We start from the raw sequence: 23664 nt of genomic DNA on the forward strand, positions 1-23664 counted from the left end.
CCCCCGCTAATTTCTCCCCCCGCCCATCCGTTCCCCTGTGTACATCCCCGGCCGCCGACCCTGCCCGCCCCACGTCGCGGAGCAGCCGGCCGACCCCACCAGACACTGGCAGGAACACCCCATGACGGACGCCTTCGAACTCCCGCTCTCGCTGGTCCAGGCCCTGGCGCAACGCGCCGCGCAGACCCCGGACAAGATCGCCTTGCGCTTTCTGGCCGATGCTCCCGGCGAGCAGGCCATGCTCAGCTACCGGGACCTCGACCAGCGCGCGCGCACCATCGCCGCTGCGTTGCAGGCCCGTGCCAGCTTCGGCGACCGTGCGGTGCTGTTGTTCCCCAGCGGGCCGGACTACGTGGCGGCGTTCTTCGGTTGCCTGTACGCGGGCGTGATCGCGGTGCCGGCCTACCCGCCAGAATCCGCACGCCAGCACCACCAGGACCGCTTGCTGTCGATCATCGCCGACGCCGAACCGCGCCTGCTGCTGACCGTGGCGGCGCTGCACCACAGCCTGCAAGGGCTGCATGCCCTGGCGGCAGCCGATGGCCCCGAACTGCTGGCGGTGGATGGCCTGGACCCGGCACTGGCCGCCAGCTGGCGCGAGCCGGCGCTGAAAGGCGATGACATCGCCTTCCTGCAGTACACCTCCGGCTCCACCGCACTGCCCAAGGGTGTGCAGGTCAGCCACGGCAACCTGGTGGCCAACGAGCAACTGATCCGCTGTGGTTTCGGCATCGACCTCAACCCCGACGACGTGATCGTCAGTTGGCTGCCGCTGTACCACGACATGGGCCTGATCGGCGGGCTGCTGCAGCCGATCTTCAGCGGCGTGCCTTGCGTGCTGATGTCGCCGGGTTACTTCCTGGCCCGCCCGCTGCGCTGGTTGCAGGCCATCAGCGAGTACGGCGGCACCATCAGCGGTGGCCCCGACTTCGCCTATCGCCTGTGCAGCGAGCGGGTCAGCGAAGCGTCCCTGGCCGGCCTCGACCTGAGCCGCTGGCGTGTCGCCTACTCCGGCTCCGAGCCGATCCGCCAGGACAGCCTGGCGACCTTCGCCGACAAGTTCCAGGCCTGCGGCTTCGACCGGCAGAACTTCTTCGCCAGCTACGGCCTGGCCGAGGCGACCCTGTTCGTCAGCGGCAGCCGCCGTGGCCAGGGTATCGCCGCACTGGAACTGGACGCCCAAGCCTTCGCCGCCAACCGCGCCGAGCCCGGCAAGGGCAGTGTGCTGATGAGCTGCGGCTACCCCCAGCCAGGGCACGCGGTACGCGTCGTCGAACCGCAGCGTCTGCAGGTGCTGGGCGACAATCAGGTCGGCGAAATCTGGGCCGGTGGCCCGAGCATCGCCCTGGGTTACTGGCGCAACCCCGAAGCCAGCGCCCGCACTTTTGTCGAAATGGACGGCCAGACCTGGCTGCGTACCGGCGACCTTGGCTTCATGCGGGGCGGCGAAGTGTTCGTCACCGGGCGCCTGAAAGACATGTTGATCGTGCGCGGGCAGAACCTGTACCCGCAGGACCTGGAAAAAACCCTGGAGCGCGAAGTCGAGGTGCTGCGCAAAGGCCGGGTGGCGGTGTTCGCGGTCGAGCACCAGGGCGAGGAGGGCATCGGCGTTGCAGTGGAAATCAGCCGCAACGTGCAAAAGGCAATCAACCCCCAGGAACTGATCAGGACGCTGCGCCAGGTCATCGCCGATGCGTGCCGCCAAGCCCCGGCCGTGGTCCTGCTGCTGAACCCCGGCGCACTGCCGAAAACCTCCAGCGGCAAGCTGCAGCGCTCGGCCTGCCGCCTGCGCATGGACGATGGCAGCCTGGACTGCTACGCGCGCTTCCCCGAGGTGAGCGAAGCGCGTGCGGGCGCGGCGGCGGGTGATGAACTGCAGGCACGCATCGCCGGCGTCTGGCGCGACATCCTCAAGGTAGGGTCGGTGGCGGCAGACGACCACTTCCTGTTGCTGGGCGGCAATTCCATCGCCGCCACCCAGGCCACCGCACGCCTGGCCGATGAGCTGGGCATCAACCTGAGCCTGCGCACCTTGTTCGAAGCGCCGGTACTGGCCGATTACAGCAACGCCGTGGCCAGCCTGCTCGCCGAAGGCGGTGCCCAGAACGCGGCAATCGCTACCTTGGAGCGCGCTCAGGCGTTGCCCCAGTCGCTGGCGCAAAACCGCCTGTGGTTACTCTGGCAGTTACAGCCGCAATCGGCGGCCTACAACATTCCGGCCGGCCTGCGTTTGCGTGGGGAGCTTGACCAAAGCGCACTGGAAGCCGCCTTCCAGGCATTGGTAGCGCGCCACGAATCCCTGCGCACCGTGTTCAGCGAAGACAACGGCCAGGCGCTGCAGCGCATCCTGGCGCATCAGCCCCTCGACGTGCAGCGCCTGGACCTGCAAGGCCTGGGTGGCGAAGCGGTTGCGGCCCGGCGCGAAGCCGAGGCCCGGTTGCCGTTCGACCTGACCCAGGGCCCGCTGCTGCGCGTCACCCTGGTACGCCTGGACGATGAAGATCACCAGCTGTGGGTGACCCTGCACCACATCGTGGCCGACGGTTGGTCGCTGAATATTCTGCTCGACGAGTTTGCCAAGCTGTACGCCGCGCGTTGCCAAGGCCTGGAGGCCACACTGGCGCCGCAGACCCTGGGTTACGCCGACTACGGCACCTGGCAGCGCCAGTGGCTGGCCGCAGGCGAAGCCAAGCGACAATTGCAGTACTGGAAAGGCAAACTGGGCGATGAGCTGCCGGTGCTCGACCTGTGCACCGACCACCCGCGCGCCAACCAGCGCGAGCACAGCGCCGCCCGGCTCAGCCTCAAGGTCCCGGCCCAGCTTGCCGACGCGCTCAAGGGCCTGGCCCGTGAGCAGCAGGCCAGCCTGTTCATGGTCCTGCTGGCAGGCTGGCAGGCGCTGTTGCACCGCTACAGCGGCCAGGCCGACATTCGCGTCGGCGTACCCAATGCCAACCGCCCACGCCTGGAAACCCAGGGTATGCTCGGCTTCTTCATCAATACCCAGGTGCTGCGCGCACAACTGGATGGTCGCCTGCCGTTCACCCAGCTGCTGACGCAGGTGCGCCAGGCCACGCTGGAGGCACAGGCCAATCAGGACCTGCCCTTCGAACAGCTGGTCGAAGCCCTGCCCGAAGCCCGTGAGCAGGGCCTGTTCCAGGTCATGTTCAACCATCAGCAACGCGACCTGTCGGCCCTGCGCCGGCTGCCGGGTCTGCTGGCCGAAGAGCTGCCATGGCACAGCCGCGAGGCCAAGTTCGACTTGCAGCTGCACAGTGAAGAAGACCACCAGGGCCGCCTGAGCCTGGCCTTCGACTATGCCGCCGAGCTGTTCGAGGCCAGCACCGTCAAGCGCCTGGCACAGCATCTGCTGGCCCTGCTGGAGCAGGTGTGTGCCGCGCCGCAACGGGCGCTGGGCGAAGTGCAGTTGCTTGACGCGCCAAGCCGCGCGCAGTTGCTGGGCTGGGGCCAGGCACCCACCGCTGCGCCGCAGCGCCTGTTGGTAGAACAGCTCAACGAGCAGGCACGCGCGACCCCGCAACGCACTGCCCTGGCCTGGGAAGGTGGCAGCCTGGATTACGCCGAGCTGCACCAGCAGGCCAACCGCCTGGCCCACTACCTGCGCGACAAAGGCGTCGGTCCCGACACCTGCGTGGCCATCGCCATCGAGCGTTCGTCACAACTGCTGGTCGGCCTGCTGGCGATTCTGAAGGCAGGCGGTGCCTACGTGCCGCTGGACGTGGATTACCCGGCCGAGCGCCTGGCGTATATGCTCGCCGACTGCAATGCCGGCCTGCTGCTTAGCCACAGCAACCAGCTGGGCAAGCTGCCGCAGGTCGAAGGGGTGAGCGCCATCGCCCTCGACCAGTTGCACCTGGACAGCTGGCCCAGCCATGCCCCCGGCCTGCGCCTGCACGGCGACAACCTGGCCTACGTGATTTACACCTCCGGCTCCACCGGCCAGCCCAAAGGCGTGGGCAACACCCACGCGGCGTTGGCCGAGCGCCTGCAATGGATGCAAGCCACCTATGCGCTGAACGACAGCGACGTGCTGATGCAGAAGGCGCCAATCAGCTTCGACGTTTCGGTGTGGGAGTGCTTCTGGCCGTTGGTCACCGGTTGCAAGCTGGTGCTTGCCGGCCCCGGCGAGCACCGCGACCCGCAGCGCATCGCCGCGCTGGTACAGGCCCATGGCGTGACCACGCTGCACTTTGTGCCGCCACTGTTGCAAGTGTTCGTCCAGGAACCACAGGCCGCCGCCTGCAGCAGCCTGCGCCGGCTGTTCTCCGGTGGCGAGGCGCTGCCTGCCGCACTGCGGGACCGGGTGTTGCAAGTGCTGCCCCAGGTGCAGTTGCACAACCGCTATGGCCCGACCGAAACCGCCATCAACGTCACTCACTGGCACTGCCAGGTTGCAGATGGCGAGCGTTCGCCAATCGGCCGCCCGCTGGGCAATGTGCTGTGCCGCGTGCTGGACGATGAACTGGAACTGGCCGCCCCGGGCGTTGCGGGCGAGCTGTACCTGGGCGGGGCGGGCCTGGCCCGTGGCTACCTCGGCCGCCCGGGCCTTACCGCCGAGCGCTTCGTACCCCACGCCGACGGCAACGGCGAACGCCTGTACCGCAGTGGCGACCGTGCCCGCTGGCAGGCCCAGCTCGAGGCGCTGGAGTACCTTGGCCGCATCGACCAGCAGGTAAAGGTGCGTGGCTTCCGCGTCGAGCCCGAGGAAGTCCAGGCCTGCCTGCTCGCACAGGCGGGTGTCGAGCAGGCGCTGGTCGTGATCCACAAGGATGCTGTCGGTGCGCAACTGGTCGGTTACTACAGCGGCAGCGCTCAGCCTGCCGAGGTGCTGGCCGTGCTGGCTGAACAACTGCCGGTCTACATGGTGCCGGCACAACTGATCCCGCTGGCACAGATGCCCCTGGGCCCCAGTGGCAAGGTCGATCGCAAGGCGCTGCCGGCCCCGGTGTGGCAGCAGCGTGAGCACGTCGAACCGCAAACCGAGCTGCAGCAACAGGTTGCCGCCATCTGGCGCGAAGTGCTGAACCTGCCGCGCGTGGGCTTGCAGGACGACTTTTTTGCCCTGGGCGGCCACTCGCTGCTGGCGACCCAGATCGTCTCGCGCAGCCGCCAGGCCTGCGATGTCGAACTGCCGCTCAAGGCCTTGTTCGAAGCCAGCGAGCTGGGTGCGTTCTGTGCCGAGATTGCGCGTATTCGCGCAGCCGGTGAGCGCAACCTGCAAGGCGAGATCGCCCGCGTCGATCGCCGCCAGGCGGTGCCGCTGTCGTATTCGCAGCAGCGCATGTGGTTCCTCTGGCAGATGGAGCCGGGCAGCCCGGCTTATAACGTCGGCGGCATGGCACGCCTGCGCGGCACCCTGCATGTGGATGCCTTCGAGCGCGCGCTGCAGGCGCTGATTGTGCGCCACGAAACCCTGCGCACCACCTTCCCCAGCATCGACGGCGTGCCGTACCAGTGCGTGGCCGAAGACAGCGGCCTGCAGCTGGACTGGCAGGATTTCAGCGCCTTGCCCGTCGATATGCGCCAGCAAAGCCTGCAGCAGCTGGCCGACGACCAGGCGCACCAGCCGTTCGACCTGGAGCGCGGCCCGCTGCTGCGTGCCTGCCTGGTCAAGGCCGGGGAGCGCGAGCACTTCTTCGTCCTGACCCTGCACCACATCGTCACCGAAGGTTGGGCCATGGACATCTTCGCCCGCGAGCTGGGCGAGCTGTACGAAGCCTTCGTCGATGACCGCGAGTCGCCGCTGGCGCCACTGCCGGTTCAATACCTGGACTACAGCGTGTGGCAGCGGCAATGGCTGGAAAGCGGCGAAGGCGCCCGCCAGCTCGCCTACTGGCAAGCCCGCCTGGGCGACGAGCACCCGGTCCTGGCCTTGCCCGCCGACCGCCCGCGCCCGGCTGTGCAGAGCCACCGCGGCGAGCTGTTCCGCTTCGAGCTCGACCCGGCACTGGTCGCCCGCGTGCATGCGTTCAACAGCCAGCGCGGCCTGACCCTGTTCATGACCATGACCGCCACCCTGGCCGCCTTGCTGCACCGCTACAGCGGCCAGCGCGACCTGCGCATCGGCGCGCCGGTGGCCAACCGCATTCGCCCTGAAAGCGAAGGCCTGATCGGCGCCTTCCTCAACACCCAGGTGCTGCGCTGCGAGCTGGACGGGCAGATGACCGCCAGCGCGTTGCTGGAGCAGATACGCCAGGCCGCCATTGAGGGCCAATCGCACCAGGACCTGCCTTTCGATCAGCTGGTAGAAGCCTTGCAGCCGCCGCGCAGCAGCGCCTATAACCCGCTGTTCCAGGTGATGTGCAACGTGCAGCGCTGGGCCTTCCAGCAAAGCCGCACGCTGGCGGGCATGCAGGTGGATTACCTGGTCAACGACGCCAGCGCCACCAAGTTCGACCTGTACCTGGAGGTGACCGACCTCGACGGCCGTCTGGGCTGCTGCCTGACCTACAGCCGCGACCTGTTCGACGAGCCGCGCATTGCGCGCATGGCCGAGCACTGGCAGCACTTGCTGGTCGGCCTGCTGGACAACCCGCAACAGCGCCTGTGCGAGCTGCCGATGCTGTGCAACGCCGAGCAGCAGGTGATGGTGAGCCAGCTGCAGGGCGAGCATGACTTCGACCTCAAGCAGACCCTGCATGGCCTGTTTGCCGCCCAGGCCGCACGCACGCCGCAGGCGGGTGCGCTGACCTTTGCCGGCCAGCACATGAGCTATGCCGAACTCGACCAGCAGGCCAACCGCCTGGCCCGCGCCCTGCGTGAGCGTGGTGTCGGCCCGCAGGTGCGCGTGGGCCTGGCGCTGGAGCGCTCGCTGGAAATGGTCGTCGGCCTGCTGGCCATTCTCAAGGCCGGTGGTGCCTACGTGCCGCTCGATCCCGAGTACCCGCTCGACCGCCTGCGCTACATGATCGAAGACAGCCGCATCGGCCTGCTGCTAGGCCAGCGCGAGCTGCTGCAAAGCCTGGGCGAGCTGCCCGAAGGGGTGGCGCGCTGGAGCCTGGAAGACGACGCTGCCAGTTTGTCGGGGTATAGCGATGCAGCGCTGGACAACCTTACCCTGCCGCAACACCAGGCCTATCTGATCTACACCTCCGGGTCCACCGGCAAGCCCAAAGGTGTGGTGGTCAGCCACGGCGAGTTCGCCATGCATTGCCAGGCAGTCATCGCTGCGTTCGGCATGCGCAGCGATGACTGCGAGCTGCACTTCTATTCGATCAACTTCGACGCTGCCAGCGAGCGCCTGTGGGTGCCGTTGATGTGCGGTGCCCGTGTGGTGCTGCGCGCCCAGGGGCAGTGGGGCGCCGAGGAAATCTGCCAGCTGGTGCGCGACCAGCAGGTGAGCATTCTTGGTTTCACCCCCAGCTACGGTAGCCAGCTGGCGCAGTACCTGGGCGGGCAGGCCGAACAGTTGCCCGTGCGCCTGGTGATCACTGGTGGCGAAGCGTTGACCGGCGAGCACCTGCAGCGCATCCGCCAGGCGTTTGTGCCGCAGCAGTTCTTCAACGCCTACGGCCCGACCGAAACCGTGGTCATGCCACTGGCCTGCCTGGCGCCAGAGGCGCTGCCGCCGGAGCTGGGCAGCGTGCCGATCGGTCGCGTCATCGGCAGCCGTACCGCCTACATCCTCGACGAAGACCTGGCCCTGCTGCCACAAGGCGGCATTGGTGAGTTGTATGTCGGCGGCGCCGGCCTTGCCCAGGGCTATCACGACCGCCCGGGCCTCAGTGCCGAGCGCTTCGTTGCCGACCCGTTCAGCACCCAAGGCGGGCGCCTGTATCGCACCGGTGACCTGGTGCGCCTGGGCACGGATGGCCTGGTGGAGTACGTCGGCCGTGCCGACCAGCAGGTCAAGATCCGCGGCTTCCGCATCGAGCTGGGCGAAATCGAAAGCCGCCTGCAGGCGCATGCCGATGTCGAAGAGGCGGTGGTGCTGGCGCTCGACCTGCCGGGTGGCAAGCAACTGGTGGGTTACCTGGTGTGCCGACAGGCCGCCGCCGACAGCGAGGCGCAAAGCCGCTTGCGTGAGGCGGTGAAGGCCGACGCTCGCCAGCATCTGCCGGACTACATGGTGCCCGCGCACCTGGTGCTGCTGAACAACCTGCCGCTGATGGGCAACGGCAAGCTTGATCGCCGTGCGTTGCCGCTGCCGGACCTGGAACAGGCGCGCCAGCAATACCAGGCGCCTGGCAACGAGGTGGAAGCGCAACTGGCGCAGATCTGGCGCGACGTGCTGAACATTGCCCGGGTCGGCGTGCAGGACAACTTCTTCGAACTGGGTGGCGACTCGATCCTGTCGATCCAGGTGGTCAGCCGCGCCCGTCAGGCCGGCCTGCAATTCACCCCGCGCGACCTGTTCCAGCACCAGACCATCCAGACCCTGGCGGCCGTCGCCCGCCACAGCGAAGCCCCGGGCAACATCGAACAGGGCTTGCGCCAAGGCCAGACTGGCCTGACGCCGATCCAGCACTGGTTCTTCGACAGCGAAGTGCCGCAGCCGCAGCACTGGAACCAGGCCGTGCTGCTGGAGGCGCGGCAGCCGTTGGACGAGGCCGCACTGGAACAGGCGCTGGCCGGCCTGGTGCAGCACCACGACAGCCTGCGCCTGCGTTTCAGCGACGCCGCTGGCCGCTGGCAGGCCGAATACACCGCGCCTGCCGCCGAGCAGCTGCTGTGGACCGCCAGCGTCGCCGACTTCAATGATTGCGAGGCGTTGTACAGCGACCTGCAGCGCAGCCTCGACCTGCAACAGGGCCCGCTGCTGCGCGCCTTGCTGGTGCAGGACGGGCAGGGCAGCCAGCGCCTGTTGCTGGCGATCCATCACCTGGTGGTCGATGGCGTGTCGTGGCGCGTGCTGCTCGAAGACCTGCAGGCGCTGTACCGCGGCCAGCCGTTGCCGGCCAAGACCCATGCCATGGGCGACTGGGCCGCGCGCCTGGCCAGCTACGCCGGCAGCGATTCGCTGCGCGACGAGCTGGGCTGGTGGCAAGGGCAGCTGGGCGGCGTGCGTCGTGAGCTGCCGTGCGATCACCCGCAGGGCGGCAACCTGCACCGCCATGCCCGCACCCTGGCCATCGGCCTGGATGTGGAGCAGACCCGGCAGTTGCTGCAGCAGGCCCCGGCGGCCTACCACACCCAGGTCAACGACCTGCTGCTGACCGCCCTGGCGCGTGCCCTGTGCACATGGAGCGGCGCCGAAGAAGTGCTGGTACAGCTTGAAGGCCATGGCCGCGACGGGCTGTTCGAAGACATGGACCTGACCCGCAGCGTCGGCTGGTTCACCAACGCTTATCCCCTGAGCCTGCGCCCGCTGCCGGGCGAGGACGAGGTGGCACGGGCCGGTTCGATCAAGCGCATCAAGGAGCAGCTGCGTCAGGTGCCGCACAAAGGCCTGGGCTACGGCGTGCTGCGCTACCTGGCCGATGCGGCCGGGCGCGAGCAGATGGCGGCCTTGCCGCAAGCGCGGATCACCTTCAACTACCTCGGCCAGTTCGACCAGCAGTTCGACAGCACCGCGCTGTTCCAGCCATTGGACAGCGCTGCCGGTCTGGCGCATGACCTCGACGCGCCGCTGCCCAACTGGCTGAGCGTCGATGGCCAGGTGTATGGCGGCGCCCTGCAACTGCGCTGGACCTTCAGCGCCCAGCGCTATGACGAGCCGACCATCGCCCGCCTGGCCGACGCCTATCGCCAGGAGCTGCTGGCGCTGATCGCCCATTGCCTGGCCGATGGCAATGGCAGCTTCACACCCTCGGACTTCCCGCTGGCGCACCTGACCCAGCAGCAGATCGACGCGCTGCCGGTGCCGGCTGCACAGATCGAGGACGTTTACCCGCTGACCCCGATGCAGGAAGGCATGCTGCTGCATACCCTGCTGGAGCCGGGCACCGGTCTGTATTACATGCAAGACCGCTACCGCATCAACAGCGCGCTCGACCCTGAACGCTTTGCCCAGGCCTGGCAGGCCGTGGTCGCGCGCCACGAGGCGCTGCGCGCATCGTTCAGCTGGAACAGCGGCGAGGCGATGCTGCAGATCATCCACAAACCGGGCAACCTGGCGGTGGACTACCAGGACTGGCGCGGCGTTGCCGATGACGCCCAGGAGCAGCGCCTGCAGGCCTTGCACAAGCAGGAGCGCGAAGCCGGCTTTGCCTTGCTCAGCGAAGCGCCGTTCCACCTGCGCCTGGTGCGGGTGGCCGACCAGCGCTACTGGTTCATGATGAGCAACCACCACATCCTCATCGATGCCTGGTGCCGCTCGCTGTTGATGAACGACTTCTTCGAGCTCTACCAGGCCCTCGGCGAAGGCCGCCAGGCGCAGCTGCCGGTGCCGCCGCGCTACCGCGACTACATCGGCTGGCTGCAACGCCAGGGCCTGGATGACGCTCGCGCCTGGTGGCAGGCCAGCCTGGCCGGCTTCGAACGCGCCACGGCGATCCCCAGCGACCGCCCGCTGCGTCATGACCATGCCGGTGACGGCATGATCGTGGGCGACTGCCATACCCGCCTGGACATAAGCGAAGGCGGGCGCCTGCGCGAACTGGCCCAGGCCCATCAACTCACCGTCAACACCTTCGCCCAGGCGGCCTGGGCGCTGGTACTGGCACGCTACAGTGGCGAGCGCGACGTGGCCTTTGGTGTCACCGTTGCAGGGCGCCCGGTCAGCATGCCACAGATGCAGCGCACCGTCGGCCTGTTCATCAACAGCGTCGCCCTGCGCGTGCAGTTGCCGGCAGCCGGCGAGCGCTGCAGCGTGCGCCAGTGGCTGCAAAGCCTGCTGGGGCGCAACATGGAACTGCGCGAGTACGAGTACCTGCCGCTGGTGGCAATCCAGGAATGCAGCGAACTGCCCAAGGGCCAGCCACTGTTCAACAGCCTGTTCGTGTTCGAGAATGCGCCGGTGGAAACCGCCGTGCTCGACCACGCCCAGCACTTGAACGCCAGCTCCGACTCGGGCCGTACCCACACCAACTTCCCGCTGACGGCGGTGTGCTACCCGGGCGATGACCTGGGCCTGCACCTGTCGTTCGACCAGCGCTACTTCGACTACCCGACCGTCGAGCGCCTGCTCGCCGAGTTCAAGCGCCTGCTGCTGGCGCTGGTGCAAGGTTTTGAAGGGGAGGTGAGTGCACTGCCGCTGCTGGGCGACGAGGAGCAGCGCTTCCTGCTGGAGGACTGCAACCGCACCGAGCGCGCCTACCCCCTGGAGCAAAGCTACATCGCGCAGTTCGAAGCGCAGGTCGCCGCGCACCCGCAACGTACCGTGGCGCGCTGCCTGGAGGCCGCCTACGACTACGCCGGCCTGAACCTGGCGGCCAACCGACTGGGCCACGCCTTGGTAGCCGCCGGGGTCAGCGTGGACCAGCCGGTGGCGTTGCTGGCCGAACGCGGGCTGCCATTGCTGGGTATGATCGTCGGCAGCTTCAAGGCCGGTGCTGGCTACCTGCCGCTGGACCCGGGCCTGCCGGCGGCGCGCCTGCAAAGCATTGTCCAGCTAAGCCGCACGCCAGTGCTGGTGTGCAGCGCGGCCTGTGCCGAGCAGGGGCGGCAGTTGCTGGGTGAACTGGAAGCGACCGTGCGGCCGCAGTTGCTGGTGTGGGAAGACATCCAGGCCAGCTCGGTGGCGAGCCACAACCCGGGTATCCACAGTGGGCCGGATAACCTCGCCTATGTGATCTACACCTCAGGCTCCACCGGCCTGCCGAAGGGGGTGATGGTCGAGCAGCGCGGCATGCTCAACAACCAGCTGAGCAAGGTGCCCTACCTGGCGCTGAGCGAGCACGACGTGATCGCCCAGACCGCCTCGCAGAGCTTCGACATTTCGGTGTGGCAGTTCCTTGCGGCACCGTTGTTCGGCGCCAAAGTGGAGATCGTGCCCAACGCCATCGCGCATGACCCGCAGGGCTTGCTGGCGCACGTGCAGGCCACTGGCATTACCGTGCTGGAAAGCGTGCCGTCGCTGATCCAGGGCATGCTGGCCAACGACCACCAGGCGCTGGATGGCCTGCGCTGGATGCTGCCGACCGGCGAAGCCATGCCACCGGAACTGGCGGCGCAATGGTTGCAGCGATACCCGCACATCGGCCTGGTGAACGCCTATGGCCCGGCGGAGTGTTCGGATGACGTGGCGTTCTTCCGCGTCGATGCCGCGTCGACCCAAGGCAGTTACCTGCCGATCGGCACCCCCACCGACAACAACCGCCTGTACCTGTTTGCCGAGGACCAGACGCTGGTGCCGCTGGGGGCGGTGGGCGAGCTGTGCGTGGCCGGTACCGGTGTGGGCCGTGGCTATGTGGGTGACCCTGTGCGCACTGCGCTGGCGTTTATCCCTCATCCTTACGGGGCGCCGGGTGAACGCCTGTACCGCACGGGTGACCTGGCCCGGCAACGACCGGACGGTGTGCTGGAGTATGTCGGCCGCATCGATCATCAGGTGAAGATTCGCGGCTACCGCATCGAACTGGGCGAGATCGAGGCCAGGCTGCATGAGCAGGCCGAAATCCGCGATGCTGCCGTCGGGGTGCAGGAGGGTGTCAACGGCAAGCACCTGGTCGGTTACCTGGTGGCGCACCAGGGCATCGTCGCTGATGCCGCGCTGCTGGAGCGGGTCAAGCAGCGCCTGCGTGCCGAGTTGCCGGAGTACATGGTGCCGCTGCACTGGGGCTGGTTCGACAGCCTGCCGCACAACGCCAATGGCAAGCTCGACCGCAAGGCGCTGCCGGCCATCGATATCGGTGGCCAGCACAGCCAGGCATACCAGGCGCCGGGCAACGAGCTGGAGGAGGTACTGGCCGGTATCTGGGCTGATGTGCTGAAGGCCGACCGGGTCGGGGTGCATGACAACTTCTTCGAGTTGGGCGGGCATTCGCTGCTGGCCACGCAGATCGCCTCGCGGGTGCAGAAGCAACTGCAACTGAATGTGCCGCTGCGGGCGATGTTCGAGTGCAGCACGGTGGCGGAGCTTGCGGTGTATGTGCAGGGGTTGCAGGGCAGTGCGCTGGATGACGACAAGGTCGACCGGCTGAGTGACCTGATGGCCGAGCTGGAGGGGTTGTAGGGGAGGGTTCGGCTTGGGACTTGCAGAGTGGCGGAAATCGAGCGCCGCGCGGGCGGCGCTCGATCTCTGCCCCACTGCAAAACTCACGACATGCGCTAGCGCTTGCCGAGAATCTTGCCCAGCATCTCCGGCCGCGGTGCCCCCTGCTGGCTCTGCAGCTGGCCTTGCTCATCCTGATAGAAAATCGCCGGGGTAGCCTGCAACCCCAGCTCTTCCATCAGCGCCATGTTTGCCGCCAGCTTCTGCTGCACTGCCTCCGGCACCTGGTCCAGGGCCTTCAGCGTACTGGCCTTGCCTGCCTTCTCGTGCTGCTGCAGCGCCTTGGCCGGGTCTTTCGCTGCCAGCAGCGCCGCCGACTTGCCAGGGCTGTCCTCGCGGATGATGCCGACCATGATATGGCGCAACTGCACCTTGCCCGACTCCACCCACGGCCGCGCCTGCTCCCAGAACATGTTGCAGTACGGGCAGTTGGGATCGCTGAACAGGTATACCTTGCGCGGCGCATCGGCCTTGCCGTCGGCGATCCAGGCGGTTTTCTCCATCTTCGCCCAGACCTCCTTGCTCATCGGTGCGTACACCAGCTTTTGCAGCGGCTCGGCGCTGAGGTCCTTGCCCTGTTCGTCGAACAGGCTGCCGACCAGTACGTGCTTTCCGTCTGGGGTCAGGTACAGGGCCAGGGCGTTGTTCTGATACTCGGCGGCATAGCCGCGCAGGCCGTTGGGGGCGTCGAAGCTGCCCTTGATCACGGCGCCTTTGGCTTGCAGTTGCTGAACCGCCTTGGGCAGTTCTTCGGCCTGAAGGGCGGGGGCGGCCAGCAGGGCCAGTGAAAGGGGCAGTAGTGCAGTCAATCGCATGTCAGTTTCCTTGTGCGGCAGGGGCGGGCGCGGCGGCCCGGTCGAAAGGCTCCAGGGCATGGCGCAGGCTGGCCCGGGACAGCTCGCCCAGGTGGCTGCCGACCAGCCGCCCATCGGCGTCGTAGAACAGGGTGGTGGGCAGGGCCATGGAGCCGACGCGCTGGGCCAGCAGGCCGGTACCATCGAACAGCACATGGGTCAGGCTGAGGCCGGTGGTGGCGAGGAAGGTGCTGACGTTTTCCGGGGTTTCGCCCTGGTTGACGAACAGGAAGGTCACGTGCGGATAGTCGCCTTGCGCCTGTTGCAGTACCGGCATTTCGCGCCGGCAGGGTGGGCACCAGGTGGCCCAGATGTTGATCACCAATGGCTTGCCGCGGTAGCTGTGCAGTGCCACCGGCTGGCTGCCGGCATTGCGCAGGGTCAGTTCGGGCAGCTCGGTGCCTTTGCTGTACAAGTGCCCGCCGAAGCTGGCCAGGCCCCAGAACAATGCGCCGCTGAACAACGCCCAGCCCAGCGGCCGGCGCAGGCCCGGCTGGCGCCAGCCCTGCCACAGGGCTGCGAGTACGATGCCGGCCAGGCCCGACCAGAACAGGAAACCGCCATCACGGATGTCGATGACCTGCACCAGGTCGCCCTGGTACATGGGCCAGTAGGCCAGCACGAAGCCGGCGCGGGCGCACAGCAGGCCGATCAGGAACAGGTTGAAAAGCGCCGATTCCGGGCTCTGGCCGCCACGCCGGGCCACCCACCAGCCGACCACGCTGGCGATTACCAGGGCGGTCAGCATCAGCAGGTGGTTCAGGGCCATGGTCAGTGGCCCGAGGGTTACGGTGAGCATCAGCCTTGGCTCCTGGTCTGGGTCCAGTGTTGCTGGAACGTGGCCGCATCCACTTCACCGGTGATGCGCCGCGCGCGGCGTTCGTCGCCTTCCGGGCCGATCCAGATGATGCTTGGCGGGCCGGGTACCTGGTAGCGCTGCAGCAGGGCTTTGCTGGCCGGGCTGTCAGCGGTCACGTCCAGCCGTAGCAGGTGCACACCGGCCAGGCCGGCCTGCACGTCGCTGCGGGCGAATACCTGTTTTTCCATGACCTTGCACGACACGCACCAGTCGGCATAGTAGTCGACCATCACCCACTGGCCACGGGCCTTGGCTGCATCCAGTTCACGTTGCAGGTCTTCGGGGCGGCTGACGGTGACGAAGCGGTCTTCGGCGTGCTGGCTGGCGGCCGGTGCACCCCCCCCGGCGAACGGGCGCAGCGGCTGCCACAGGTCGTCGCCACCGGCTGCTGCACCCACCAGCAGCAGGCCGCCCCACAGGGCACACAGCAGGGGCACCGCGCGCAACGCCGGCAAACGTTGCAGGGCTGGCCAGGCAGCCCAGGCCAGGGCAATCAGCCAGGCGCCGCCAATGCCCAGCACCAGGGGGGCAGGCAGCAGGCTGCGCACGGTGTACAGCGCCATGGCCAGGAACACGAAGCCGAACACGCCTTTTACCCGGTTCATCCAGGCGCCCGGGCGCGGCAGGTAGCGGTTGCCCAAGGTCACCAGCAACAGCAGTGGCACACCCATGCCCAGGCCGAGGCTGAACAGCACCAGCGCACCTTGCAGCACGTCGCCGCTCTGGGCGATGTACAGCAGCGCGCCGGCCAGTGGCGCGGTCATGCACGGGCCGAGCAGCAGGCCGGACAGCGCGCCCAGCAGCGCCGCGCCATACAGGTTGCCACCGCGGGTACCTTGCCCGGCGCGGTCGAGGCGGTCACGCAGGGCGGCGGGCAGTTGCAGCTCGAAGGCACCAAACATCGGCAGGGCCAGCAGCACGAACAGCCCCGCCAGGCTGCCCAGCAGCCAGGGTTGCTGCAGCCAGGCCTGCAGGCTGGCGCCCAGCAGCGCGGCGACCACGCCCAGGGCGGCATACACCAGGGCCATGCTCAGCACGTAGACGCCGGCCAGCAGCCAACCGCGCCGGGCGCTGGCGCCATTGCCCATGACCAGCCCGGCGAGAATCGGCAGCATTGGCAGCGAGCAGGGGGTAAAGGCCAGCAGCAGGCCAAGGCCGAAGAATGCCAGTACGCCCCAGGCCAGGTTGCCGCTTTGCAGGCCGCTGGCCAGGGCTTGGTCGCTGGCTTGTTCGGCGGCGGGTGCCGCGCTGCCGCCCAGCTCGATCATGGTTGTTTGCGGCGGGTAGCACAGGCCGGCGTCGGCACAACCCTGCCAGCCAAGGCGCAGCTGGCCCTGGGCGTTGGCGGGCAGCAGCAGTTCGAGCTGGTCGCGGTACACCGCGCTGTCGCCGAAGAACTCGTCATGGTGGTTGAGCGCCGGCGGCAATTGCGGGTGCTGCTCGGCCGGCAGGCCGTCGAATTTCAGGCGCTTCTGGTACAGGTAGTAGCCCGGCTTGATCTGGAAGTACAGGCGCATCTGGCCATCGGGCTGGCGGTCGTGGGTCAGCACGAAGGCCTGGTTGACCGGCAGGAAGTCGGGTTTGACCTCGAACGGGTTGGCCTGCAACGGGCCGGCCAGGAAAAATGTCAGGAAGAGCAGGAGGACGCGCATGTCTTCGCCTTGGCAGAACTGGGAATGGGGCCATGCTGGCTGGGGATGATTAAGTAAAGGTTAACCGCCTCACGCCCCGCACCCGCACACATCTGAGACATACCGCGACACATTGTCGGCTTGACTTTGCTTCCCCCCACCAATTTGCTGTAAAGTTGACGCACAAGTCAGCTTTTCCCCGCTAGTACTAGAATCAAAAAAGGGCAGGCCCCCAACTGCCCAGAGGATCAAGCATGTCCAACCGTGATATTTCCCGGCGCGCCTTCCTGCAAGGCGGCCTGATCGCTGGTGTCGGCGTGACCATGGCGCCGCTTGGCAGCCAGGCATTCGCCGCCCTGATGGAGGACCGCGTCACCACCTCGCCGCTGAAGTGGATGAACCATGACGGCAAGGCGCGTTTTCGCAACGATGCGTTGTCCAAGGTCTGCGGCGACAAGGTCTTCGCCCGCGACATCCGCGCCAAGGACATGCCCGGCTGGCCCGCGCAGCAGGGCCATGCGCTGTTGCTCAAGGCGACCAAGGCCGACCGCATCTACGCCGGGCACGACCTGACCCTGTTGGGCGCCGACCTGCAACCGGACCGCGTCGTCACCGCCGCCGACCTGGAGCAGGACGGCATCGCCTGGCCCGAGGCCCACTCGCCGGACCCGCTGCTGCCCCCGGGCAAAGTGCCGATGTTCATCGGCCACCCGGTGGCCATCTTGATCTGGCACGACTTCGAGCGCTTCCGCCAGGCCAAGCGCAAACTGCAGTTCAACGACCAGGCGATCCGCTACGGTGCCCAGGCCCCGTTGTATCAGCGCGACCCTTACGGCAGCTTTCGTTTCGTGCGGGTGGGCGGGGCTACGCCGTTCGACGACGATGAATTCTCCAGCCTGAAGAACTCCATGCTGTTCCCGACCATTCTCAACCGCAAACCGGTGTGGTCCAAGCAGCCCAACCAGCATGGCGACCTGACCGAGCAGGGGCTGTTCTACGCCGGGCGCATCGCCGAGCAGTTGGCCAACCCGCCGGAGAACTGGCTGGTGTTCGACGAACGCTACAAGACACCCTCCATCGAACCTGCAGCCCTCGAGCCGGACAACGGCAACGGCTGGTATGACCCGGCCACCGGCACCCTGCACTTCGTGGTCGCGACACAGTGCCCGTTCGAAGTGGCGCAGGAATGCGTGCACATGATCAAGCCGTCGCGCTTTGCCCTGAACACGTTGAACATGCACCCGGGCTACACCGTGGGCTATGGCTCGAAGGACAACAACATCTTCGTCTTCTACGCCGCCGTGGCCGCGTTGTACGGCGCGGGTGTACCGATCCGCCTGGCCAACGACCGCTACGAGCAGTTCCAGAGCGGCATCAAGCGCCATGCCTTCGATATCCGCTACCAGTTGGCCGTGGACAAGCGTGACAACAGCTTCAAGATCTTCCGTGCCGACCTGAGTTGCGACGGCGGCGGGCGTATCAACTACAGCCCGTCGGTGGCGGCGGTGGGGGCCACGGCGGCGCAGTCGATCTACTACATGCCGCAGAACGACCTGTCGGTCACCGCCTACCATTCGCGTGGGGTCGAGGCCGGCTCAATGCGCGGCTACGGCACCCTGCAGACCATGGCTGCGACCGAGATGATGGTCGACGAGATCGCCGGTCGCCTGGGTGTCGATGCCATCGACCTGCGCCGCGCCAACGCACTCAAGTCGGGCATGAAGAACACCCAAGGCGCGGTGCCGGCCGGTGCCCTGCGTCTGTACGAGATCCTCGACAAGGCCGCCGTGCACGACTGGTGGCGCAACCGTGACGCACGCAAGCAGCAGATGGATGCCCAGGACCAGGACCACTGGTACGGCGTAGGCTTTGCCATCTGCCAGAAGGACTTCGGCACCGGTTCCGAAGCGCCGATGGCCAGCATCGAGTTCAGCCGCGACGGGCGCATCAGCCTGCGCCATATCGGCACTGAGCTGGGCACTGGCATGTCCACTTCCCAGGCCCTGGTGGTCAGCGATTTCCTTGGTCGCTCGGCGGACGAGGTCAGGACTGCAGTCACCGAATGGCCGGAGTTGCAGCTGACCACCAGCGGCAACCCGTACCTGATCAGCCAGCCCGAGCAGGACGCTGCGCTGCGCAACCCGCGCTGGGTCGGCAAACTGGCTTCGCCATCATCGGCGACCAACTCGGCGTTCTACTTCAGCCATGCCACCCGCGAGGCGGCGCGCGTACTGTTCAACCACGGCCTGTGGCCGGCGGCCATGGCCATCTGGAGCCAGGGGCCATACGGCGGCCAGGCCAACCCGCTGGTGGTGCGCCGCGAGAATGCGGTGTGGGTCAACGGTGAGCTGACCGGCAACGGTCTGGCGCCGATCCCGTTCGCCCAGCTGGCCCAGAAGGCCCACGACATGGGCCTGGTTACCGGGGTTAGCGTGCACGGCTTCAACCGCTGGAGCTGGGCCCAGGCCGACTTCGTCGTCGACGGCGTGCGCGAGCGCTTCCCGCTTGATGCCGTGGCGGTGAAATACGGCGATGGCGCGGTGAATGCCAAGAAAGCGCAGATGAGCAGCCACGGCTACCACCTGCTCGACCGGCAGAACGCGCACTACCCGGACACCCAACTGAACAATGCCATGGTCACCTACTACAGCCCGGTGGCGACCATCGTCGAAGTCAAGGTCAACAAGGGTACGAATGAGGTGCAGGTGCTCAACCACCACAGCTGGGTCGAATGCGGCCGGGTGCTGGTGCCGGAACTGGTCAAGGGCCAGCTCGAAGGCGGTATCGCCATGGGCATTGGCCATGCACTGACCGAAGAAATGCCGATGTACGAGGGCGGGCCCGGGGAGGGCGACTGGAACTTCAACCGCTACCGCCTGCCGCATGCGCGTGACGTGGCGGTATGGAAGCAGACCAGCGAAATCCTCCCGCCGCTGTCACCGACCGACCCGTCGAAGGGTATCGCCGAAGTGGTGATGATCCCGGTCGTCGGCGCCATCGGCAACGCTGTCGCGCATGCCATTGGCAAGCGCGTGCGCGATCTACCCATCACCCCAGCCCGTATCAAGGAGGCCCTCAATGGCTAACCGTCCACTGCAACTGACCCTCAACGGTCAACCGGTCGGCCCGGTCGAGGTCCCTGATGACCTGGCGATGATCGATTACCTGCACGAACACCAGAACCTCACCGGTTCGCGCCTGGGCTGCGGCCAGGGCATCTGCCACGCCTGCGTGGTGATCGTCGACAAACCCGACGGTACCAGCGAGGAAGTGCGCACCTGCATCACCGGTGCTCACTACTTCGAAGGCAAGAAAGTCCGCACCATCGAGGGCCATGCCAGCCAGGACGAGGCCGGCAACCTGACGTTGAATCCGATCCAGCAGAAATTCGTCGACCTGTTCGCCTTCCAGTGCAGCTACTGCGCACCGGGCTTCGTCAACGCCGCCACCGTACTGGTGGAAACGGCGCAGCGTCAGCCGCTGAAAAAGAGCGAGGTGGAAGAGCGCATCGAGGCCAGCCTGGGCCACCATATCTGCCGTTGCACCGGCTACGTGCGCTATTACGCTGCCACCCGCACGGTGCTCAACGACCTTGGCCTGGTCAAGGAGGGTTGAGCATGGCTTTCGTTCGTAGCGCACTGGCGCTGGCCCTCGGCCTTGCCGTCACTTCAGCTGCCCTGGCCGACGACCAGGCACAGGTCAAGCGCGGTGAATACCTGGCCCGCGCGGCCGACTGCATGGCCTGTCATACCGCCGAAGGCGGCGCCCCATACGCCGGCGGCCTGCCGATTCATTCACCATTCGGCACTATTTATGGCAGTAACATCACCCCGGACAAGCAGTACGGCATCGGCAACTACAGCGCCGACGAGTTCTTTGCCGCCGTCACCGAGGGCAAGCGCAAGGATGGCGCCAACCTTTACCCGGCAATGCCGTACACCTCGTACCACTTGATCAGGCGCGAGGACTCGGACGCAATCCTCGCTTACCTGATGACCGTGCCGCCGATCAACCGCCCGGCGCCGCAGACCGCGCTGCGCTTCCCGTTCAATGTGCGCCTGGGCTTGAGTGGCTGGAACATGCTGTACGGCAAGAGCGTGCAGTTGCAGCCCACCGAAGGCAAAAGCCCGGCCTGGCAGCGTGGGCAGTATATGGTCGAGGTGATGGGCCACTGTGGCGAATGCCATACTCCGCGCAACCCGATCGGCGCGTTGCAGCAGGACCTGCGCCTGAGCGGCGGCCTGCTGGGCGGCTACCTGGCCCCAAGCCTGCTGGCGCAGGACCTGGCCGAGCGCGGCTGGACCCAGCCAGACCTGACCACCTTCCTCAAGCACGGCATCAGTGCCCAGGGCAGCATGTTCAACGAGATGTTCCCGGTGGTACACCACAGCACCCAGCATCTGCAGGACGTTGACCTGGCCGCCATGGCCACCTACCTGCTGGGCGACCAGCCACCGCCGGCCAAGGTGATCCAGGCGGTTGCCCTGGAACAGATGAGCGACAGTGCCAAACGCGGGCATCAGCAGTACCTGAACGTTTGCGCCGGCTGCCATGGGGTAGACGGCGAAGGCAAGCCGCACATCGCCGTGGCCATGCGCGGTAACACCGTGTTGCGCCAGGATGACTCGCGCAACCTGGTCAAGGTCATCCTCGAAGGTATCCGCGAGCAGCAGTTCACCGGCTTCGAACGCATGCAGCCGATGCCGGGTTTTGCCGACAAGCTCGATGACCAACAGGTGACGGATATGGTCAACTACTTGCGCCAGGCCTGGGGTGGACTGCCTGGCGACATGAACCTACAGCAGCTCGCCGAGCTGAAGGCGGAGTAAGCGTGCAGCATCTCGATCTACAGGTGATCCGCCAGGCCTTGCAGTGGTCGTGCGCTGGCCAGCGGGTGTGGTTGTGCACGGTGCTCGCCACCTACGGCTCGGCGCCGCGCGCGCCGGGTTCGCTGCTGGCGGTGAATGCCGGTGGTCAGTGGCTGGGTTCGCTGTCCGGTGGCTGCGTCGAGGACGATTTCCTTGAACGGGTGGCCGCGGGTGAATACCCCGAGCCGGTTGTCATCGTGCGTTACGGCGATGGCAGCGACCCGCGTTCAAGCATCCGCCTGCCGTGTGGCGGCGTGCTTGAGGTGCTGGTGGAAAACCTGCCGGCCGAGTGCGAGGTGCAGGCCCACCTGCGTGCGCTGGAAAGCGCGCTGCTGGGCCAGCGCCGGGTGCTGCGCGAGGTGAGCCTGCCCCAGGGGACGCGCCAGCTGGCCGATGACCTCAGCCAGGGGCCACGTGTGGAGCGGGAACACGCCCGTGTACGCTTGCGCGTCGGTGCTGCGCAGCGTCTACTGCTGGCCGGGTATTCCAGCGTGGCACATTTTTGCGCCGAATTTGGCAGGGGCATGGGTTTCGAAGTGGTGCTTTGCGAGCCACGTGAAGAATTGCTAGAGGGTGTGCAACTGGATGGCATCGAGGTGCGCCGCGAGCTGCCCTCGGAGTTCATCCTCAACGGCGGTTGCCATGCCGATACCGCAGTGGTGGCACTTACCCACGACCCGAAGATCGATGACCTGGCGATGCTCGAAGCCGTGCGCACCGAGGCTTTCTACATCGGCGTGATGGGCTCCCGGGCCACTTCCGACAAGCGCCGTGAACGCCTGCAGCGCATTGGTGGCCTGGGTGCTACCGAGCTGGGTCGCATCCACGCCCCGATCGGCCTCAACCTGGGCAGCAAGACCCCGGCGGAGATCGCCCTGGCGGTGTTGGCCGATATCCTCCGCGTGCGCAACGGTATCGAGCGGGTGGCGCTGTGAACGTGGTTGCATTGGTACTTGCTGCCGGGAACAGCGTGCGTTTCGGCACTGACAAGCGCCGGGCGCTGTTGATGGATGGTCGCAGCTTGCTGGTGCATAGCGTCGAGCGGGCCTGTGCAGTGTTCGATGATGTGCGGGTAGTGCTGCGCGACCGGGAGCGGGGCATGGACCTGGGGTTGCCACCGGGATGTCGGGTGATCTCCAGCCCGAATTGCGCATCGGGCATGGGCCATAGCCTGGCAGCCGGCGCCGCATCACTGGTCGACAGCGAGGCGCAGGCGGTGGCCATACTGTTGGGGGACATGCCTTGGGTGGAGACCGCGACCCTCGCGGGGCTGGGTTTCAATGCGAGCGCATCGACCATCGTCTTGCCTTGCCATGACGGGCAACAAGGGCACCCCGTGCTGTTCGGGCGCGCTTTCTGGCCGGCGCTGGCGCGGCTGACGGGTGATGAAGGTGCGCGTTCGGTGGTCAAGGCCAACCCGGCGAGTTGTGTCAGGTTGGAGGTGCAGGATGCCGGTGTGCTGCTGGATGTCGACAGCCCGGACGCCGTGCACCGGTGAACGCGCTTGTCAGCGCCGCTACCATGTCTTCGTAGTCCTGGGGATTTACCAGCCAGAACAGGCCACAGCCGTGGACCAGTATTCAGGAAGACGATCGGGGAGTTTGCCTTGGTAATGATCGAGGGCGCAGGGCGCTACAGGTTGGTGGCCGACGGTGTTCCGAAGGTTTCCAGGAAAACGGTGAGATCACGTCCATTTGTCAGGTCCTTTTTGTGTGCTCAGAAGTCGGAGAAACTGTAGGGTTCGAGGGTGGCAATCTGAGAAAGCAGTATCAAGTGTTCCACTGCCTTGACTTTTTCGATATTGGCAAGCTCACTTGGTCCGCCGAACGCCAAGGCCGGAACGAAACCGTACATTTCTTCGGGTTCAAGTATGCCGAGGCTATTTTTAGCAGGCACAAACATGTCACCGAAGTCATTCGAATCCAGATCTCGACTGGCAAAGAAATTTTGCACCTCTCTGTCCATGTCGGCCGTTGTTATCTCACGCTTACTAGCAATATAACGGCCTATGTGTGGCGCGACTTTCAATGAAAATCCTGTGCTTTCACCAAACAGGTAAAGGTCGCCAAAGGCGCCTCGGGCGATGAGATGAAATCTGTCGAAGGTTGCTAGATTTGCACTCTCAAGCACAGATGCGACCACCCCCTCATACTCTTTTGGGTTCACGGTCCAAAATATTCCTTCCCCGTACCCACACCACCCATGCTCAATCCAATATTCCAGAAGTTTGTCCGGTAGCTTCCCCAAATAGTTTTCGATAGTTGATGGGGGAACCTCCTGTCTGTGCATGGGTGCTCCAGCTTCTTCGATGAAAACAGAGAATGCTTCATCCATATGA

General features: G+C 66.3%; 10 protein-coding genes. 6 read left to right on the forward strand and 4 right to left on the reverse strand.

Annotated features, from left to right (window positions below; all coding sequences use genetic code 11):
- Positions 1 to 121: 121 nt before the first annotated feature.
- A complete protein-coding gene (locus AC5O5R_RS08210) occupies positions 122 to 13075 on the forward strand; it encodes a non-ribosomal peptide synthetase (protein ID WP_494515166.1) in 12954 nt (4317 codons plus the stop codon).
- A gap of 95 nt (positions 13076 to 13170) precedes the next feature.
- Here the strand turns inward: AC5O5R_RS08210 and dsbG are convergent, their stop codons facing one another.
- Genes dsbG through dsbD form a run of 3 tightly spaced genes read right to left on the reverse strand, consistent with a single transcriptional unit; the run spans position 13171 to position 16479 of the window.
- The gene (gene dsbG, locus AC5O5R_RS08215) at positions 13171 to 13929 is read right to left on the reverse strand and encodes a thiol:disulfide interchange protein DsbG (protein WP_172224109.1); all 759 of its coding nucleotides are present in this window, start codon (positions 13927 to 13929) and stop codon (positions 13171 to 13173) included.
- A gap of 1 nt (position 13930) precedes the next feature.
- Positions 13931 to 14767 (reverse strand): TlpA disulfide reductase family protein, encoded by an 837-nt coding sequence (locus AC5O5R_RS08220; protein ID WP_172224112.1) that lies wholly within the window; start codon positions 14765 to 14767, stop codon positions 13931 to 13933.
- Positions 14767 to 16479 (reverse strand): protein-disulfide reductase DsbD, encoded by a 1713-nt coding sequence (dsbD, locus tag AC5O5R_RS08225; RefSeq protein WP_172224115.1) that lies wholly within the window; start codon positions 16477 to 16479, stop codon positions 14767 to 14769. Before dsbD ends, AC5O5R_RS08220 begins: the two co-directional genes overlap by 1 nt.
- A 233-nt stretch (positions 16480 to 16712) precedes the next feature.
- On the opposite strand from dsbD, the gene AC5O5R_RS08230 reads away from it, so the two are divergent.
- The 5 genes from AC5O5R_RS08230 to AC5O5R_RS08250 are packed head-to-tail and all read left to right on the forward strand — an operon-like array spanning position 16713 to position 22824.
- A complete protein-coding gene (locus AC5O5R_RS08230; RefSeq protein ID WP_172224118.1) occupies positions 16713 to 19544 on the forward strand; it encodes a xanthine dehydrogenase family protein molybdopterin-binding subunit in 2832 nt (943 codons plus the stop codon).
- On the forward strand, positions 19537 to 20073 hold the full coding sequence (locus tag AC5O5R_RS08235) for a (2Fe-2S)-binding protein (protein WP_172224121.1): 537 nt from the start codon (positions 19537 to 19539) through the stop codon (positions 20071 to 20073). Before AC5O5R_RS08230 ends, AC5O5R_RS08235 begins: the two co-directional genes overlap by 8 nt.
- A gap of 2 nt (positions 20074 to 20075) precedes the next feature.
- Complete coding sequence (locus AC5O5R_RS08240; protein ID WP_172224124.1) at positions 20076 to 21287, forward strand: cytochrome c; 1212 nt, start codon at positions 20076 to 20078, stop codon at positions 21285 to 21287.
- A gap of 2 nt (positions 21288 to 21289) precedes the next feature.
- Entirely contained in the window at positions 21290 to 22261 is a 972-nt protein-coding gene (locus AC5O5R_RS08245) for an XdhC family protein (protein WP_172224127.1), read from the forward strand.
- Positions 22258 to 22824: a nucleotidyltransferase family protein gene (locus AC5O5R_RS08250; RefSeq protein WP_172224130.1), complete on the forward strand. Its 567-nt coding sequence runs from the start codon at positions 22258 to 22260 to the stop codon at positions 22822 to 22824. Before AC5O5R_RS08245 ends, AC5O5R_RS08250 begins: the two co-directional genes overlap by 4 nt.
- A gap of 218 nt (positions 22825 to 23042) precedes the next feature.
- On the opposite strand, the gene AC5O5R_RS08255 is transcribed toward AC5O5R_RS08250, so the two are convergent.
- Positions 23043 to 23660, reverse strand: a complete 618-nt coding sequence (locus tag AC5O5R_RS08255) for a GAD-like domain-containing protein (protein ID WP_172232895.1) — start codon at positions 23658 to 23660, stop codon at positions 23043 to 23045.
- Between the last annotated feature and the right edge of the window lie 4 nt (positions 23661 to 23664).

The organism is Pseudomonas sp. 8_5_2, assembly GCF_059295255.1.